Annotated in this window: 21 protein-coding genes; 15 read left to right on the forward strand and 6 right to left on the reverse strand. The window is 33.2% G+C overall.

Features of this window, described 5'->3' with window-relative positions; translation table 11 throughout:
• Nucleotides 1-570 (reverse strand): RNA polymerase sigma factor, encoded by a 570-nt coding sequence (locus ACQ76T_RS07050; RefSeq protein ID WP_431342612.1) that lies wholly within the window; start codon nt 568-570, stop codon nt 1-3.
• Between the two features lie 872 nt (nt 571-1,442).
• On the opposite strand from ACQ76T_RS07050, the gene ACQ76T_RS07055 reads away from it, so the two are divergent.
• The 3 genes from ACQ76T_RS07055 to ACQ76T_RS07065 all read left to right on the forward strand — a co-directional run bounded on the left by ACQ76T_RS07055 (nt 1,443) and on the right by ACQ76T_RS07065 (nt 3,649).
• Entirely contained in the window at nt 1,443-2,012 is a 570-nt protein-coding gene (locus tag ACQ76T_RS07055) for a fasciclin domain-containing protein (protein ID WP_431342613.1), read from the forward strand.
• A gap of 78 nt (nt 2,013-2,090) precedes the next feature.
• A complete protein-coding gene (locus ACQ76T_RS07060; RefSeq protein WP_431342614.1) occupies nt 2,091-2,807 on the forward strand; it encodes a ferritin-like domain-containing protein in 717 nt (238 codons plus the stop codon).
• Nucleotides 2,808-2,833: 26 nt separating this feature from the next.
• Nucleotides 2,834-3,649 (forward strand): ferritin-like domain-containing protein, encoded by an 816-nt coding sequence (locus ACQ76T_RS07065; RefSeq protein ID WP_431342615.1) that lies wholly within the window; start codon nt 2,834-2,836, stop codon nt 3,647-3,649.
• Nucleotides 3,650-3,855: 206 nt separating this feature from the next.
• Here ACQ76T_RS07065 and ACQ76T_RS07070 read toward each other — a convergent pair whose 3' ends face one another.
• Nucleotides 3,856-4,644, reverse strand: a complete 789-nt coding sequence (locus tag ACQ76T_RS07070; RefSeq protein WP_431342616.1) for an XRE family transcriptional regulator — start codon at nt 4,642-4,644, stop codon at nt 3,856-3,858.
• A 447-nt stretch (nt 4,645-5,091) separates the two neighbouring features.
• Between ACQ76T_RS07070 and ACQ76T_RS07075 the strand changes: the two genes are divergently transcribed.
• From ACQ76T_RS07075 to ACQ76T_RS07085, 3 genes are all read left to right on the forward strand, one after another.
• A complete protein-coding gene (locus ACQ76T_RS07075) occupies nt 5,092-5,376 on the forward strand; it encodes a bacteriocin-like protein (RefSeq protein ID WP_047430248.1) in 285 nt (94 codons plus the stop codon).
• A 157-nt stretch (nt 5,377-5,533) separates the two neighbouring features.
• The gene (locus ACQ76T_RS07080; RefSeq protein WP_431342617.1) at nt 5,534-6,013 is read left to right on the forward strand and encodes a RidA family protein; all 480 of its coding nucleotides are present in this window, start codon (nt 5,534-5,536) and stop codon (nt 6,011-6,013) included.
• Nucleotides 6,014-6,227: 214 nt separating this feature from the next.
• On the forward strand, nt 6,228-6,818 hold the full coding sequence (locus ACQ76T_RS07085; RefSeq protein ID WP_431342618.1) for a methyltransferase domain-containing protein: 591 nt from the start codon (nt 6,228-6,230) through the stop codon (nt 6,816-6,818).
• 152 nt (nt 6,819-6,970) lie between these two features.
• Here ACQ76T_RS07085 and ACQ76T_RS07090 read toward each other — a convergent pair whose 3' ends face one another.
• Entirely contained in the window at nt 6,971-7,429 is a 459-nt protein-coding gene (locus ACQ76T_RS07090; RefSeq protein ID WP_431342619.1) for a hypothetical protein, read from the reverse strand.
• Nucleotides 7,430-7,614: 185 nt separating this feature from the next.
• On the opposite strand from ACQ76T_RS07090, the gene ACQ76T_RS07095 reads away from it, so the two are divergent.
• The 3 genes from ACQ76T_RS07095 (at nt 7,615) to ACQ76T_RS07105 (ending at nt 8,742) form a co-directional block, all read left to right on the forward strand.
• Nucleotides 7,615-7,881 (forward strand): T6SS effector amidase Tae4 family protein, encoded by a 267-nt coding sequence (locus tag ACQ76T_RS07095; RefSeq protein WP_431342620.1) that lies wholly within the window; start codon nt 7,615-7,617, stop codon nt 7,879-7,881.
• Nucleotides 7,882-7,883: 2 nt separating this feature from the next.
• A complete protein-coding gene (locus ACQ76T_RS07100) occupies nt 7,884-8,351 on the forward strand; it encodes a hypothetical protein (RefSeq protein WP_431342621.1) in 468 nt (155 codons plus the stop codon).
• 121 nt (nt 8,352-8,472) lie between these two features.
• Nucleotides 8,473-8,742 (forward strand): transposase, encoded by a 270-nt coding sequence (locus tag ACQ76T_RS07105; protein ID WP_431342622.1) that lies wholly within the window; start codon nt 8,473-8,475, stop codon nt 8,740-8,742.
• A 65-nt stretch (nt 8,743-8,807) separates the two neighbouring features.
• On the opposite strand, the gene ACQ76T_RS07110 is transcribed toward ACQ76T_RS07105, so the two are convergent.
• The gene (locus ACQ76T_RS07110; protein ID WP_431342623.1) at nt 8,808-9,401 is read right to left on the reverse strand and encodes a hypothetical protein; all 594 of its coding nucleotides are present in this window, start codon (nt 9,399-9,401) and stop codon (nt 8,808-8,810) included.
• A gap of 153 nt (nt 9,402-9,554) precedes the next feature.
• On the opposite strand from ACQ76T_RS07110, the gene ACQ76T_RS07115 reads away from it, so the two are divergent.
• Nucleotides 9,555-9,950 carry a VOC family protein gene (locus ACQ76T_RS07115; RefSeq protein ID WP_431342624.1) on the forward strand — a complete coding sequence of 132 codons (396 nt, stop codon included), beginning with the start codon at nt 9,555-9,557 and terminating at the stop codon, nt 9,948-9,950.
• Between the two features lie 196 nt (nt 9,951-10,146).
• Nucleotides 10,147-11,016: a DMT family transporter gene (locus ACQ76T_RS07120; RefSeq protein ID WP_431342625.1), complete on the forward strand. Its 870-nt coding sequence runs from the start codon at nt 10,147-10,149 to the stop codon at nt 11,014-11,016.
• A gap of 75 nt (nt 11,017-11,091) precedes the next feature.
• On the opposite strand, the gene ACQ76T_RS07125 is transcribed toward ACQ76T_RS07120, so the two are convergent.
• Nucleotides 11,092-11,874 carry a YdcF family protein gene (locus ACQ76T_RS07125; RefSeq protein ID WP_431342626.1) on the reverse strand — a complete coding sequence of 261 codons (783 nt, stop codon included), beginning with the start codon at nt 11,872-11,874 and terminating at the stop codon, nt 11,092-11,094.
• A 124-nt stretch (nt 11,875-11,998) separates the two neighbouring features.
• On the opposite strand from ACQ76T_RS07125, the gene ACQ76T_RS07130 reads away from it, so the two are divergent.
• The 3 genes from ACQ76T_RS07130 to ACQ76T_RS07140 all read left to right on the forward strand — a co-directional run bounded on the left by ACQ76T_RS07130 (nt 11,999) and on the right by ACQ76T_RS07140 (nt 14,747).
• Nucleotides 11,999-12,808, forward strand: a complete 810-nt coding sequence (locus ACQ76T_RS07130) for an AraC family transcriptional regulator (RefSeq protein ID WP_431342627.1) — start codon at nt 11,999-12,001, stop codon at nt 12,806-12,808.
• A gap of 69 nt (nt 12,809-12,877) precedes the next feature.
• Nucleotides 12,878-13,351 carry a DUF6265 family protein gene (locus ACQ76T_RS07135; protein WP_431342628.1) on the forward strand — a complete coding sequence of 158 codons (474 nt, stop codon included), beginning with the start codon at nt 12,878-12,880 and terminating at the stop codon, nt 13,349-13,351.
• Nucleotides 13,352-13,985: 634 nt separating this feature from the next.
• A complete protein-coding gene (locus tag ACQ76T_RS07140; RefSeq protein ID WP_431342629.1) occupies nt 13,986-14,747 on the forward strand; it encodes an O-methyltransferase in 762 nt (253 codons plus the stop codon).
• Nucleotides 14,748-15,011: 264 nt separating this feature from the next.
• On the opposite strand, the gene ACQ76T_RS07145 is transcribed toward ACQ76T_RS07140, so the two are convergent.
• On the reverse strand, nt 15,012-15,266 hold the full coding sequence (locus ACQ76T_RS07145; protein WP_431342630.1) for a SymE family type I addiction module toxin: 255 nt from the start codon (nt 15,264-15,266) through the stop codon (nt 15,012-15,014).
• A 150-nt stretch (nt 15,267-15,416) separates the two neighbouring features.
• Here ACQ76T_RS07145 and ACQ76T_RS07150 point away from each other — a divergent pair, with 150 nt between their 5' ends.
• Nucleotides 15,417-15,836 carry an XRE family transcriptional regulator gene (locus ACQ76T_RS07150; RefSeq protein WP_431342631.1) on the forward strand — a complete coding sequence of 140 codons (420 nt, stop codon included), beginning with the start codon at nt 15,417-15,419 and terminating at the stop codon, nt 15,834-15,836.
• Nucleotides 15,837-15,943: the final 107 nt, after the last annotated feature.

Here is a 15,943-nt window from a genome sequence, read left to right on the forward strand (position 1 = left end):
TTATTGATAATCTTTTAGCAAATCCTTTAATTTCATCAGCGCACTTCGCATCTTTGTTTTTACCGTTCCCAGCGGTATCTTCAGTTTTTCGGATATTTCATTTTGGGTATATCCTTGATAATAAGCAAGATCAATAAGTTCCTGCTTGTCTACTTCAAGACCTTCCAATACATTATTAAACCCAATATAATCGGATGATTGATTTGTTGTGGAAAGTTCTGCAGTATTATATACGAAATCCGGAAGTGATTGGTTTTTAAGTTGATTCTGAAATCCTTTCGATTTTAGATAATCTATTGCCGTATTCCTTGCAATATTGATCATCCAGGTATAAAATCTCCCTTTGGAAACATCATACTGGTGAATAGAATTCCAGATTTTAACAAAAACATCCTGAATAATTTCTTCTGTATATTCTTTAGACTGAACGATTCGAAGAATAATTCCATATAATGCACCAGAGTAGTGATCATATAGATAATGAAAACCATTTTCGTTTTTTTCTTTTAGTAAAACGATAAGTTCCTCTTCAGAATAGGTTGTTTTAATAGCTTTTATTTTTCTACCCAAATGTAATGAAATAAATAATATCACCAAAAAAATATAAATATTCTTTTATTCATGCTTAATTCATAAAAAATCGACAAAATAAAATCAGAGTAAAAAACTGATTGAAAAGTCGTTTCTCTTTATTTTTTAAACTCTCAACAACAATATGCCTATAAAAATAAAGACCTTTTGCAATGATATAATCATTTTTAATAGTAAGTCTGTTTTAACTTAGTCACAAAAGTTTTTAAAACAAACACTTTAGTACACTTAAGAAGGCTTAAAATACTACAGCATACAAGTACACGGAAGAAAAAAATTAAAGATTTTTTTAAACTTATATGTGGACTTATTCTGTACCAGAATATTCTCTTAAGCTCACTTAAAGTGTTTCCATCTTTTGTGGCGTTTAAATTCATTGAATCTTCGACTTGTGGTTTAATAAAACACATAAAAGAATGATAATTTCTAATGCTGGATTCCTTCGGAATGACAAACATGACGTTGAGTGTATCCGTACACTTTGTCATTCCGTAGGAATCTAAACATTATATAATTTTCAAACACTTTAAAAAGGATAAGGAATACCACACAATGAATTTCATAAAGGATGAAAATCCTTGATTTTCAACAAAAATTTGGTGTACTTCTTATACCCAAAGTATATAACTTCAATAGCTTAAGTGTTTAAAAAAGCTTTTGTGACTTTTACGGTTTAATAAAAAAGTTTAAACAGTTCTAGTAAAATAATTTTATGTTTCAGGTGATTTTTAAAAATAAATCACCTGAAAACCAATGAGTTGTGATTTTTTTCTTTTTTTTTCAAACTAAAATAAAACCGCTCTCGTAAATGACAATAAGAACACTCATTAATTACTAAAAAAATCAACGTTATGAACACATTATCAAAAATCACAGTTTTAGCAATGGTTGCAGTATCATTTGCTTTTAGCGGGAAGGTAACAGCACAAACTATGAAAGAAAAAACAGTAATGGTAGGAGGAGCAGCCATGTATCCTTCTAAAAACATTATTGAAAACGCAATGAATTCCAAGGATCACAAAACCCTGGTTGCAGCTGTAAAGGCAGCGGGTCTTGTAAGTACACTGGAAGGAGCCGGACCTTTTACCGTATTGGCTCCAACAGATAAAGCTTTTGCTAAACTTCCAAAAGGAACGGTTGACAATCTTTTAAAACCTGAAAATAAAGCAATGCTCACTAAAATACTTACATATCATGTTTTAGCAGGAAAATATAGTGCTAAAGATATCTGGGCGGCTGTAGCAGCAGGAAAAGGAAAAAGTATGATGAAAACAGTGGAAGGAGAAGATGTTACTTTCTGGACAAAAGGTAAAGACCTATATATAAAAGATGCTAAAGGAAATAGTGCCAAAGTGACTATTGCAGATGTAAACCAGTCTAACGGAGTTATTCACGTAATAGATACGGTTTTGATGCCTTAGTAAAATCAGTTTTAAAACAGCATAGCAATATGCTGTTTTTTATTCTTATTATTCAATAAATCACTAAAAATTAATACTATGAAAAATACAATTCATGTATCTAATCAGGGAGCAACCCTTGATACTGGAAGAAGAAATTTTCTGAAACTGAGTGGAGTAGGAATAGCAATTGCAGGCCTTGCCCTTATAGGCTGCAGTGACAACAATGATGATTTTGAAATCATTAATCCAGGACCTATATTTGATCTCGGAGCAGGAGATGTCGGTATACTAAATTATGCTTATGCTTTGGAGCAGCTTGAAGCCGACTTCTATACCAAAGTAGTTAACAATTTCTACTCAGGTATTTCGAGTATTGAAAAAGAAATTTTCACAGACCTTTATCATCATGAAGTCGTTCACCGTGATTTCTTCAAGGCAGCTATAAGTTCTGCAACTCCGAATGTACTTCCAAAACTTGAGTTTCAGTATCCAAATGTAAATTTCAATGACCGAAATTCTGTATTGGCGACCTCAAAAGCTTTAGAAGATACCGGCGTTGCCGCTTACAATGGCGCAGGGAAATACATTACAAATCCTGACTATCTTGTCATTGCAGGAAAAATAGTATCTGTGGAAGCCAGACACGCTTCTGCGATCAGAAATTTAATCAATCCGGGATCTGCCGATTTTTCAGGAGACGATGTAATTAATGCAAATGGGCTGGATCTGGCGAAAGAGCCTAAAGATATTGTTATGGCTGCGGGAGCATTCATAAAAACGCCTTTCACATGGAAAGAAAGAGGTATTAATTAATTTATTCACCACCAAAATTTTGTATTATGAATATTCTTAAACTTTTAGATAAACTTTCTAATGATAAGTTTTTTACTGAAAAAACTTCCAGATCAGATTCTTTTCGTGATATTACCGCATTTGGAAAAAAAGCTGCCACAGCATCCCTTCCTCTCGGATTAGGAGCTATGATGTCTTCGCCTGTAAAAGCCGAAACTCAGAATACAAAAGCAACTGCATATTTCCTAAAAAGTGCTCTTACAGATGCATTGCAACTTGCTTTAGTATTAGAATATCTTGAAAATGAATATTATAGTATGGGACTTTCTAAAGCGGGCCTTATTCCCAGTGCAGACCGTACTGTTTTTATGCAGATTTCAAAACACGAATCAGCTCATGTGAGTTTTCTGCAAAGTACGCTAACTTCTTTAGGAGTAACTCCTGGTGCCAAACCAACATTTGATTTTACTGCTAATGGAAGCTTTTCTCCGTTTACAGACTACAATCAGTTCCTTGTATTGGCACAGGCTTTTGAGGATACTGGTGTAAGGGCTTATAAAGGTCAGGCAGGAAATGTAATGTCTAATAAAGTAGTTCTACAGGCCGCTTTACAGATTCACTCCGTAGAGGCAAGACATGCTTCCCAGGTAAGGAGAATGCGTGCTAACAAAGGTTGGATTGAATTAGCAAATGGCGGAAATATGCCTTCTTCTACCAATGCTGTGTATGCAGGAGAAGATAACGTTAATCAGGCAGGTTACAATACATCCACTTTATTTGGAGCTGCCGCAGGATCTGCAGCTTATGATGAAGTTTTAAGTGGTAGTGACGCACAGTCTATTGCTTCTTTATTTATAGTGTAATTGTGATTTGGATAGTGATAAAGTGGTGTGTCCTTTTCCGGATATCCCGGAAAAGGACATTTAATGAAAAAAAATTAGACCGCAGTTACCTTAAGAAAATACAGCTATCATTATCCGGTCAGGTTTTCTAAATTTTAATAATACAGCCGAGCTTTTATAGGTTCGGCTGTATTATTATAGATAGGGTATTCCGTTTTTCTCAGATTTTATTGGGTTTTGCGACGGCGAACAGAAACTTTACGATCCAGATCCCGGATATCCTGTCTCAGCTCACGGAACATTTCTTTAAAATTATAATTTTCATAATCTCCCGGTTCAAAGTCTTCCGGGAAAATGCCTGAAGCATATTGCCAGATTTCTACCACTTCTTCAAAAGGAATATCATAAGGTTCATAAAAAGAATTGTCAGCACTTACACTAATGGCATTTTCTTTTCTTTCTTTAAATCTTTTATAGGTAATTCCGTCATTCAGCGTTACAAAAACGTATGTTTTCCCAGGTTTAAGATCATTAACACCTTCTACATATTTCCCCACAATATAAGACCCGTTTCTAAAAGGAGGCATAGAATCTCCATCTGCCGGAAAAGCTCTGTACTTTCCATTGGTAAGGAAGGGAAGGGCAATTCTCTGAAGACTTTCTATATATTCTATATCACTATATCCTTCAAGATATCCCATAGAAGCTTTCTGAGGAATAATTTCAATGGTATCATTTCCCTGATCATCTACTGCTACCGGAAGAACTATTCTGTTATCCGGAAGTTTCAGCATCTCATCAATGGGGTATTTCTGAATATCAACTGACAGCATAAGATCAATACTGACATGAAAATATTTTGATATTTTGATCAGAAGCTCGATGGGAGGTTCTGATATACCGTTTTCATATTTAGAATACCGAACTCTGGAAATAGTAAGTTCATCGGCTACGTTTTGTTGGGAGAGCTTTCTCCCTGCTCTTAAGAAGCGTATATTATTTGAAAAAATTGACATTGATAAAAGTATGTCAGCAAAAATACAAAATTTGATATTCCTTATCAATGATCTGAGCAGGTTTTACCACAATAAGTAAAGAAATTGAGCTTTAATCACATATTTATTTTAAAATTATAGATTTTGAATGCTTTTTAAAGCCTGATATTTCTTCATTATGATCTTTTTCAGGTATGAATTTCACTCATTTTTCACGTTTGAAAAATAGTTATAAATAAACCACATTTGGTACAAAATATTAACTCTACATTTTTCAAATTGAGTTATATATTTTAATATTTAGTAAATCAAACACATATAAGTGAAAATGGTATTTTATCTAAAACACATCGATATTAATGAAATATTAAATAATAGAAACATATAATTAATTTATTGAAAATAATTTGCAATTGTATTGTTATTATTCCTATATTCGTGATGTAATAATCATATAAAATTATAGTTATGAAAAACTTAAAAAAATTAGACAGAAACGAATTAAAAGCTATTTCAGGTAATGGATTATTAGATCCAATCGGAGGTCTATTAGGTGGACTAGGAGGAGTAGTAGGTGGTGTAGTAGGTGGTGTAGGTACTATCGTTGGAGGAGTAGTTGGCGGTGTAGGATCTACAGTAGGTGGAGTAGTTGGCGGTGTAAGCACTGTTGTAACTAACGCTTTATGCCAAACTCAGTGTGTAGTAAATGGTGTGATCCACATCAAATTACTAGAGTGTGGTTCTACTTGCTAATCAGCAGACCCATTAAAGTTTAAAAGTCAACCGCTCTGAAAAGAGCGGTTTTTTTATGAGTACTATGATGATAAGATTTTAAAAATAAATACGATCAACATATGTAAAGATTTCTTCGAATTTAGAGCCTTAGATTTGTCTAAATTATTTAAAAACAATGAAATCTATATTCAATTTATCGGCTCTTTTACTGGGTTTTCTGGCTTTATCACAAAATACAATCAACTACAAAAATCCTAAAACTCTTTTTGATCCAACACCTTATGCTTTTTCTCATTCCGCAGCACCTGCTGAAACTGAAGGGAAATATGTATTCATATCCGGACAAAGCGGAGGTGAAGGGTTGAACCATCGTCTGTCTAAAGATTTCAGAACCCAGGTTAAAGCATCATTACAAAACTTGAAAATTATACTTACGGAATATAACCTGGAAGCTAAAGACATTCTTAAAATTACAATCCTGATTGTAGATCATAGCCCGGAAAAGCTTAGAATATGGTCTGAAGAAGCTGCCAAAATATGGAAAAACGATCAGTTTCCTGCAAGTACATTAATCCCCGTTCCCAAATTAGCACTGGATAATATGTTGATAGAAGTAGATGCGATAGCTTTTATGAAAAAAGACAAAGCAGAATAAGAGCGTTTATAAAACCTATAGTGAGGAGTCTGTAGTGTATGTATCATAAGTTATTCTGAAATATTCTTAGATATCAATGCTTTGTAATATTTTCAGAGTAACTTTGTCATTATAATTCTTTTTGACTTCCATACAAGAGGTTTGATAGGATTTACATTTTTTTGGATGACACCCATGAATTTTCTACTAATGAAGAATATACACCCCTTATCACATGATTTTTAATGATATTAAATTAAATATTGATGTTAAAGACAGTACCTTTAATGACCTATATCCCGTACACATACAAGAACTGGCAGGCCAGCATTGGACTCCCATTGCCGTAGCCAAAATGGCTGCTGAATATCTTGCTGAAAAACCCAATACTAAAATATTGGATATTGGTTCTGGTGTCGGAAAATTTTGTATGATTGGCGCCGCTTCTACAAAAGGAATGTTTTTTGGGGTCGAGCAGAGAGCATCTCTTACCAAAATATCAAAAAAAATTGCTGCCAAACATAAAATTACTAATGTAGAATTTATACATTCCAATATTAATGAAATCTCTTTCTCCAACTACGATGCATTCTATTTTTTCAATTCTTTTTATGAAAATATAGATACATTATCTCTCATTGATAATACCGTAATTCCAGACAAAGATCTCTATTTTTCTTATTCAGAGTATGTAAAAGAACAGCTTGACAAAACTCCTGCAGGCACACGTTTGGTAACATATTGGAGCAAGTGGGACGAAGTTCCGGGCAGTTTTAACCTAATTGCAACAGATTGTAATGGGTTATTAAATTTTTGGGAAAAGTAAAGTTAAGCTTCATAAAAAAATACCCGGAATTTGTTAGGGTATTTTATACGAAGTTATGGTTAATACTCTTTTTTGGGGCGGCTCACGAAAAGTAAAAAACTGGGTTAAGAATAAAATCTATTGAAAATTAATTTTTTGATAGATAAGTTACATTAGTATCTGTTTTTATAAAATCTGTGGGCGAAATCCTGATAAACAATCTCATCAGCCCCTTCGTGTATATTATAAGAGGACATAGTAGGGAAGAAGTCTTCATAGATGATACTGTCTTTTTTAAACAAAATCCCCTGCACACCGTTTTTTCCTTGTATAATGATGGTATGATCGACTCCAATATCCGGATACGAAAAAGACAAAACCTTTCCACCTCTTCTTAAGAAATAACATGGAGAGGTAATTTTTATCTTACCCGATATTTTGTAATTGTTGGAGTTTATTTTCAATTCCCCTTTACCAATACTATCTGTGAGTTCCAGAAGTATTCCTCTAACTATTGCAGTATCGGTAATGTTTTTTTGCTTTTTAATTTGTTCTGAAGAGATATTTTTATTCTCCTTTGAGCAGGAGATCATAAAAATACTAAGGATAGAAGTATAAATAATTTTTTTCATAGTACATTATCAATTATTAAATAAGAACCCAGAACCAAATTTCAACTCCCTTTTCAAAATAATCATTAGTCCCGGCTTTCAGCTCGATATCATTAAATAACAATAAGCAATTTAGTTACATTTTCAGTTTTATTTAATAGTTTTGTTAATATACTTTTTATAAAACAAAAATATGATCGTAGGATATGCCTGAGTTTCTAAGAGCTCAGGAACTAGCCGACTGGATACATATCCATCCTGAAATATTCGGACATAGAAAACTTTATGAAAGAAAAAAATATCCTAAACTGAATCAATCCGATTTTTGGAAAATGAAAGGAATTATATTCTTCAAAGATGGCTGGGGAGTAACAGATCATATAGATGTTTGGAATAGCTCTAAATTGAAAGGTGGAGAAACAGAATATTTTTTAAGCAGCTGGAAAGAAATATGGTTCTGGCAATTAACGTAATTATGATGAAAATACATCTTACATATCTGTGCCTCTGTATTATCTGTTTCTCCTGCTTGAAGAATAAAAACAGATCGGAGTCCGACAATATTTCTGAGAAAGAAATAAAGAATAGTATTAGTGATACTGCTATTATCAATGGAGCTTTAATAGAACTTGTAAACAATAACGGTAAAAGCAGCATTAAAGTAAATTCTAAAAAATACTTTCTTTCAGGAAATATTAAAGCCATTTCACCATGCCAATTTCTAAGAAGAGATGGAAGGGTATTATCTTTTTCGTATCCGGATATCGGTGTAGATCATACCATTATTGTACAAGGAAGAGGAGGAATACAGGGGATTTTATTTAAAAAAGAAAGCATAATATGTAGTGATTATATTACGTCTTCCTCTCCTTATAACATAGAAGAAGGGGCAGACGAAATTTTATATTCTGATTTCGCACACAGAACCTATAAGAATAAGTAGTCTATTGTCCTAAGTTTAACGTCCGGTCAGCGCGATGGAAAGAATTAGTCTTAGGCGATGGATTGCTTATTCTGTAATCTTCCCCAAAAAGTAAGCATTTAAAAGTAGAGTTTTTTTTAATTTGGAAGAGTATGAAAACAGTAAATTTTCAGAAGTTCAGATCATTAAGATTCTATCTGAACAAAATCAAGGTAAAACAGTGAATGAGATTTGTCGTGAACATGGCATCTGCCAGAAAGAACTTTCGCAGTACAAAAAAATCGTGGCTGAACTTACGTTGGAAAATGTAGTGATTAAAGCGGGGAAGATTACAATAATAGTAAGGACAAATGGAGAAGATTTATACAGGAAAATCAAATGCGATTCTGTTTTGAAAATAATACCAATTTAACATAATATAAATTATAGGAAAAAAATAATATCTTTAAAAGAGAAGAGTAATCGTCTTAGAATCCATTATTTACCCAAATTTTCTTCCAGATAACTTTTAACGATTTCTAGGAACTCTTCCTGCTTCATAAACCGATCGAGAAAATCTTCCAATTTCCCTTTACTTTCAATCTCCTGAAAATAAACTTCATGATCTGTACTGTAGACTGTCGGATTAGACTGATCAGGATCTGATGTACAAACAAAATAATGATCCGGATATCCATAAGAATAAAACAAACAGATAAATTCCATTTCCGAACCTTCTACAGCTTCACGAAGTTCATCTTCTTCTATAAATCCGTCCAAATCTCCGTAATCTTCTGAATCTTCTTTAAATGGCGTATACAGCCAATCTTTGAAAAAATATTGACCATAAGGAAATTCATGATTGGAAAAATAATGTGTTAAAAGTTGATCAAAAAACTTCGGCTTATCACATGCGTAAAGTTCTTTATTCTTTTCATAATACTGATCAATTCCGTATACATCCCAATCTTTGTCGTACAGATAATGGTCAAAAGTAATGCTCTGCCATTGTAAGACGAAACTTTTATCTCCACTTACATGGTTTGTGTTCCCACCTAACTTACTGATTTTCTTTACAATATTCTCGTTCATTATCATCTATTTTCTCTAGGGTTAAAAAAATACCGTTCAAATATTATGTTAAATCCAATAATAATTGTCCATTAAAAATACAAAATCTTGTCCTATGACAGTCTTTGTTGTCATGAAAGATGATAATTTTATACAACCTAAAACCAAAATAATATGAAACCTAAAAAGATCTGGGCGAATTTTGCTGTTGCTGACCTTGAACGGACGCAAAATTTCTATTCTGCACTGGGATTTAAACCTAATAACCCATACAGTTCTGACGAATTAGTCAGCTTTTTTGTTGGAGAAAATGACTTTATTATTCACTTCTTTCTGAAGAATATTATTGAAAATAATGTAAAAAATGTAGTATTTGGAGATGCTCAAAAAACTAATGAAATCATATTTACCCTTTCTGCGGAAACTAAAGAACAGGTAGATCTTTGGGCAGATGAAGTGAAAAAAGCAGGCGGAACAATAGTATCAGAACCTGAAGAGTTTGGCGAAAAGTATTACGGTTTTGTGTTTGCAGATCCTGATGGACATAAATTTAATGTTTTCAAAATGTAGGAATTCTTTAGCTGTTTCCTTATATTTGCGGTCAATAATTTTTCTATGAACCGAGCGAACTGTTTGCCTCCTCCGGCACCTTAATATTTTCAAACTGATTGGAAGCTTTATTACGCTGTTATTATTTAACAGCATAATTACCTATGCTTCATAGTCTTATAAAAATATTAATCAAAATTTCTACAGTTCATTATCAATGAAAAAATCATATTTATTATTACATCTGGCCGTAATATTGGCTGGATTTACGGGTGTATTCGGAAAATTAATATCTCTTAATGAAGGTTTACTGGTTTGGTACAGACTCCTCTTCTCCTCTATTATTCTGTTTTTTATTTTGAAACTGCTTAAAATTCCTTCTGATATTCGTTTTCGGGATAAAGTTCAGATAGGTAAAGCCGGGCTTCTGATTACTTTGCATTGGCTGCTTTTCTATGCCAGTATAAAATATGCCAATATCTCTATAGGGGTTATTTGCTATTGCCTTACAAGTTTTTTTACAGCTATATTTAAACCTATTATTGACAAAGAGAAATTCAAAATATCTGAGTTACTTCTAAGTACACTTACTCTTTTAGGAATAAGTCTAATTTTTCATTTTGATACTTCTTATCAACTCGGTATTATTCTGGGAGTATTTTCATCTGCAGTGGCGGCTCTTTATACCATCTATAATAAACGTTTGGTTCAACAGTTTGATACTAAAGTTATTAACTATTACCAGATGGCTGCCGGAACTTTATGCTGGGGCGCAATTTTGCCCATATACCTCCTCTATTTCAAAGCAGATAGCATAGTTCCTGGATTGAAAGACATGGCTTATTTGGGGCTCTTAGCGCTTTTCTGTACTGTAGGACTTTATGTGCTATTTGCAGAGGTTTTAAAGAAAATTCCAGCATTTACTGTTAACCTTACTTATAATCTGGAGCCGGTATACGCCATTATAATGGCATTTCTGTTTTTTGGAGAAAGTAAGGAAGTTAACCTTTCTTTTTATATTGGATTGGCATTTATTATTGCATCCGTGGTTCTTCAGACTGTAATTTCATTGAAGAAAACAGCGTAAGAATTCATTTTACCTAAAAATAAACCGGGCACTTAAGCTAGCTTAAGTGCCCGGTTTTATATATTTAAATAAAGATTAGCCGTTAATTCCAAGGCTGTTATACAGCTGTACCTGCCATATTCCAATTACTTCTTTTAACATCACAAATGTAAATGCTGCATTATAGCTGTTTGGAAATGGGGTAATTTCAGTATCAATAAAATCTGAAGCTTCCGGAACAGGATTCAATCCAAAAGTCTGAAATAAAGAAACAGATCTTTTCATATGAAAACCGGAAGTCACCAAATATACATCGGAAGGAGCCATCTCTTTTAGGATCTTGCTGGAATATTTTGCATTTTCGTACGTATTCATACTTTTATCTTCCTTAATCATATCAGAATCCGGCACTCCCATACTTTTAAAATTTTCACGGAAGAGCTCAGCTTCACTGAGGCGCCCTCTTCCCTTTCCGGAAACTACTATTTTACAAGGCAAATTATTTTTCTTGTATTCATGATACAATTGGTAGGCTGCAACAACTCTGGAATAGGACAGAGTATGCAGCTTTTCAATATTGTCGATATCTACAACTCCACCACCCAACACTACAATTACAGGGTTCTTAAAAGCTGTATTTTTAGCATTTCCTGTCTTCACATAGCTTTTCTGTAGATAATCTGAGGCTAGTCTTCCCAGAAAACCATTTCCTATCGCAATGATCATGACGACGGTAAATACATAGATGCCTATTTTAAGATTTTTTCGTTTATTATTTCTTCTTAGTAACGCTATAAGAACTACAGCAAGGAATAGTAAAAAATAAGGTTCTGCTAAAAGCTGCAAAACTTTAAATAAAAGGTTCAGTACAAATTTCATTTTTAAATAATATTGATGAATGCTTGAAAAACATTGGCTCAAATATAAGGCGAATTTATTGGGCATTCTTCGTTATTTTTCCCTTATTATTTAATAATTTTAGAATCAGAATAACGGTGTTTTTATGGATTACCAGATATTTAAACCTAATGCCAACCTGGCTCCCTTTATCAAATGTTACTGGACTCTGGATCACCCAAAAGAGGATGTTCCGCAGGTGCAGACTATTGTTCCGGACGGATGTATGGAAATGATCTTTCATTATAGAGATCTATACCAACAATATATTGATGAAAAGACTGTTGTACAACCCAGAAGCTGTGTTTTTGGACAACTGACAAAACCATTAAAGATAAAACCAACGGGAGTTACAGGTATATTTTCTGTAAGATTTCACCATGATGGTTTCATTCCGTTTGCTACTCTGCCTATAAAAGAAATGGATGACAGAGCTGTTTGTTTAAAGGAACTCTATGGAAATGAAGGAACTGAACTGGAAAAAAATATAATTTCAACACAAACGGTTAAAGAAAAAATAGATCTTGTAGAAGCATTTTTATTGAAAAAGCTGAATACTGAAACCATTGATAGGATTGTGAAGACAACTTTAGATCTGCTCTTACATGTGAACGGACAAATCTCTGTAAATGAGCTTTCCACCCAAACCAATATCAACCGCAGACAGCTGGAACGAAAATTTTCTTCAACAATTGGGTTAAGTCCAAAACAACTTGCCAAAACCATCCGCCTTCAAACAACTTTGAAGCATCTTCTCCATAAAGAATACATCAATCTTACAACCCTTGCCCATGACTCTGAATATTATGATCAGGCACATTTCATTAAAGATTTTAAAGAATTTACGGGGCTTACTCCTAAAGAATTTTATGGGGAAAATCTTCAGATGTCTTCCCTCTTCTATGGATCGGAGTAAAGATGTCGCATTTTTACAATTTTGAATCCTTCACCATGCCCGAACTTTGCTTCAATAAAATAAACGGCAATGAAAACAAAATTTCTTCTCCCTGTTATTGGATTATTAATATCAGGAAGCTGGGCTCTTCAACAATCTGAAATACAAAAAGCAGAATGGTTGCTCGGAACCTGGGAAACTAAAACTTCCAAAGGTAATCTGTACGAAACATGGGTTAAAAAAAGCAATACTGAACTACAGGGAAAAAGCTATTATCTCAATAAAAAAGACACTATTCTATTTGAATCTGTCAGATTAATAGAAAAGAATAAACAACTACATTATATTGTTTCTGTAAAAAATCATAATAATAACCTTCCCGTTGATTTTACCTTGAAATTGATTAAAGAGCCCTATTCTCTCATCTTTGAAAATCCCAAACACGATTTTCCGCAAACAATTGTATACAAAAAAGTCGGCAAAGACTCTCTGTTTGCAGAAATTTCAGGAATGATGAATGGAAAAATTGCAACACAGTCATTTCCTATGAAAAAGATACAGTAGATCGTATACTATTCTGCAGCTAATCTTTAATATCTTCTTTACAATCCTCCAATAGCGATCCATGAAAAATGTAAAAAAAATCAGCTAAATTATCTTTTTTGGTATATAATTATTTTATACATTTGTCATCATAAAACAACACACTTTTTGGTGTGTTAATAGAAAAAACTAATCTCTCTCCTAATGAAAAAGCATAAAAGTATCTCCATTTTTCTGAATGTACTCCGTATTTTTCTGGACAGACATTTTTGTAAAGAAAAAAGCAAAACCTCTCTTTTTAACATAAAGAGGTTATTTCAATCTTAAACAGGAAAATCATTCTTAGATGGTAGAGAATATTCCTCTTTTACAATAAGATTTTCATGATAACATATGCTTCGGCGGCCAAAGGCCGCCGAAGCCATTCATAAACATTCATCAGGCAGACTTACTTATCTTCAGATTCTTAAGGTAAAAATCCGCGTCAAGTATAAAAACTTTTAGATTACATCAAAAATAAAAATAGCGTACGAGTTCTATTGTTATGTACATTTATTAAAAAAGATCATACTTGCTCTTAAAATTAATACTAAATAAATATAATATTAAATTTAATAAGATATATTTGTCTCCTAACACAAATACAATCAACAACATGTCAACAGTTCTCAAAACACTTGTAGCTTATCTTAAAAGACCTGCTCTTTACCCTGAACTGGGTAGAAAAATCATTAAAAATACACTGAACAGAAGAAGCCCTTTTAAAGGAAAAGCAAAAACTAATTCTTGGGCAGCTTCCGTAGCGGTTTCTCAAAAAGAAGCTGTTTCCCTGCTTTTCTCCATGGATACCGACAATTTCAACAAGACATATGCTGATATACTTGAAAAAGCCAAAGTAAAAGAAATAGAATGTCCTATTAAAATGGGGGGTCCTGGCGCGCTGGAACTGATTTATTATGCATGTGAATTTACCCAAGCCCAAAACGTTCTTGAAACAGGAGTGGCTTATGGATGGTCTTCATTAGCAGTATTGCTCTCGCTTCAAAAAAGAAACGGTACATTATATAGCTCAGATATGCCTTATCTTGCTCAGGACGGTGATCAATATGTAGGCCATATTGTTCCTGAAAATTTAAAAAAATACTGGAAGCTGTTTCGTTTTGCAGATAGAGAATCTTTACCGAAGATCTTTAAAGAGGTGGATTTTTTTGATGTTTTTCACTATGATTCAGACAAAAGTTATCATGGAAGAATGTGGGCGTATCATCAAATTTATGAAAGATTGAAACCTGGGGCTGTCTTTATCAGTGATGATATTGGTGACAATTCTGCTTATCAGGATTTCTGTGCTAAAAAAAACATTAATACTACTGTTGTGGAATACGATGGAAAATACATTGGAGTTTTTATAAAATAAAAAATATCCCGCACAACAAGCATATACTTATAATTACGCTATAAACACCAGTAAAATCACTAAAACCCCTGAGAATACCTCCACCTCGCTTCATCAGGCAAGTTTACCTGCCCACCCTTTGCTCCTTACCATAAAACAAGCGCCAAAATTAAACTTTGCGTTTAAAACAACATTCAAAGCACGTAAGCGATAAAGGAGAATTAAGAGGAAAATATCTGAAAAATCAAAATGACTTATTTCTTGTAATCCTAACGAAGGAAGATCTTATTGAAAACTATTTAAATGAGATCCTTCATCATCCACTTCCCTTTCCAAAATAATTTGGTTTCTACTTACCGTAACCAATATCTTGTCTCCTGCCTGAAAACCACATTGCTGCACCCACTTCCCGGCAATTCTTATTTCGGGAAAGTAGACTATCTTGCCGTAGGCTCTTGAAAACGATTTGAGGAAAACCGTAAGGTTACGCTTGTACAGTTCATTATATTTGCTGCGGTTCATTCTTGCTTTTCTTTTCATATTTGTTATTTTCCTACAAATGAAAGCATAAGCAAAGGGATAAACCAGTTGATAATAAGATATTTTATTCAGAAAGAGAGATAATTTAGAATATCATTTATTTTAAAAAGAAGCTTTACTTTTTTGTTCTAAAGCTTTATATTTGTTATTATGAGTTACACAGATATGCAAAATAAAAAAATACATCAAGGCCGAAATATAAAGCGTTTTCGCGAAATGCTGGGAATCAAACAGGAAGCCTTAGCTTTTGAACTGGGTGAGGACTGGAACCAGAAAAAAATATCTCTTTTAGAACAAAAAGAAACCGTAGAATCTGATATTCTGACGCAGGTAGCACAAATCCTGAAAGTTCCCACAGAAGCGATTGAGAATTTTGATGAAGAATCAGCCATTAATATAATAGCAAATACTTTCCACGATAGCGCCGTTGCAAATACTTTTAGTGATGGTGGACAAGCAAATTTTCATTGTACTTTTAATCCTCTTGATAAAATGGTGGAGCTTTATGAGCGTATGCTGGAGCAGCAGAAGGAGATGATTGAGAAATTGGAGAGGTTATTAAATAAATAAATTCATTGCCCCCTTCTAATCTATACTAAAAAGCTGTTTAAGTTTTTTTATTAAACCGTAAAAGTCACAAAAGCTTTTTAAACACTTAAGCTATTTAATGTATATAC

It is taken from the genome of Chryseobacterium sp. JK1 (assembly GCF_050632815.1).
Lineage (GTDB): Bacteria > Bacteroidota > Bacteroidia > Flavobacteriales > Weeksellaceae > Chryseobacterium.

Bases quoted from the DNA above. Each gene is read 5' to 3' on its own strand.
- ACQ76T_RS07065 (WP_431342615.1), top strand. From the start codon at position 2,834: ATGAATATTCTTAAACTTTTAGATAAACTTTCTAATGATAAGTTTTTT.
- ACQ76T_RS07060 (WP_431342614.1), top strand. From the start codon at position 2,091: ATGAAAAATACAATTCATGTATCTAATCAGGGAGCAACCCTTGATACT.
- ACQ76T_RS07125 (WP_431342626.1), bottom strand. From the start codon at position 11,874: ATGAAATTTGTACTGAACCTTTTATTTAAAGTTTTGCAGCTTTTAGCA.
- ACQ76T_RS07100 (WP_431342621.1), top strand. From the start codon at position 7,884: ATGATGAAAATACATCTTACATATCTGTGCCTCTGTATTATCTGTTTC.
- ACQ76T_RS07120 (WP_431342625.1), top strand. From the start codon at position 10,147: ATGAAAAAATCATATTTATTATTACATCTGGCCGTAATATTGGCTGGA.
- ACQ76T_RS07140 (WP_431342629.1), top strand. From the start codon at position 13,986: ATGTCAACAGTTCTCAAAACACTTGTAGCTTATCTTAAAAGACCTGCT.
- ACQ76T_RS07110 (WP_431342623.1), bottom strand. From the start codon at position 9,401: ATGAACGAGAATATTGTAAAGAAAATCAGTAAGTTAGGTGGGAACACA.
- ACQ76T_RS07095 (WP_431342620.1), top strand. From the start codon at position 7,615: ATGCCTGAGTTTCTAAGAGCTCAGGAACTAGCCGACTGGATACATATC.
- ACQ76T_RS07150 (WP_431342631.1), top strand. From the start codon at position 15,417: ATGAGTTACACAGATATGCAAAATAAAAAAATACATCAAGGCCGAAAT.
- ACQ76T_RS07080 (WP_431342617.1), top strand. From the start codon at position 5,534: ATGAAATCTATATTCAATTTATCGGCTCTTTTACTGGGTTTTCTGGCT.
- ACQ76T_RS07070 (WP_431342616.1), bottom strand. From the start codon at position 4,644: ATGTCAATTTTTTCAAATAATATACGCTTCTTAAGAGCAGGGAGAAAG.
- ACQ76T_RS07145 (WP_431342630.1), bottom strand. From the start codon at position 15,266: ATGAAAAGAAAAGCAAGAATGAACCGCAGCAAATATAATGAACTGTAC.
- ACQ76T_RS07085 (WP_431342618.1), top strand. From the start codon at position 6,228: ATGATTTTTAATGATATTAAATTAAATATTGATGTTAAAGACAGTACC.
- ACQ76T_RS07055 (WP_431342613.1), top strand. From the start codon at position 1,443: ATGAACACATTATCAAAAATCACAGTTTTAGCAATGGTTGCAGTATCA.
- ACQ76T_RS07075 (WP_047430248.1), top strand. From the start codon at position 5,092: ATGAAAAACTTAAAAAAATTAGACAGAAACGAATTAAAAGCTATTTCA.
- ACQ76T_RS07130 (WP_431342627.1), top strand. From the start codon at position 11,999: ATGGATTACCAGATATTTAAACCTAATGCCAACCTGGCTCCCTTTATC.
- ACQ76T_RS07135 (WP_431342628.1), top strand. From the start codon at position 12,878: ATGAAAACAAAATTTCTTCTCCCTGTTATTGGATTATTAATATCAGGA.
- ACQ76T_RS07115 (WP_431342624.1), top strand. From the start codon at position 9,555: ATGAAACCTAAAAAGATCTGGGCGAATTTTGCTGTTGCTGACCTTGAA.
- ACQ76T_RS07090 (WP_431342619.1), bottom strand. From the start codon at position 7,429: ATGAAAAAAATTATTTATACTTCTATCCTTAGTATTTTTATGATCTCC.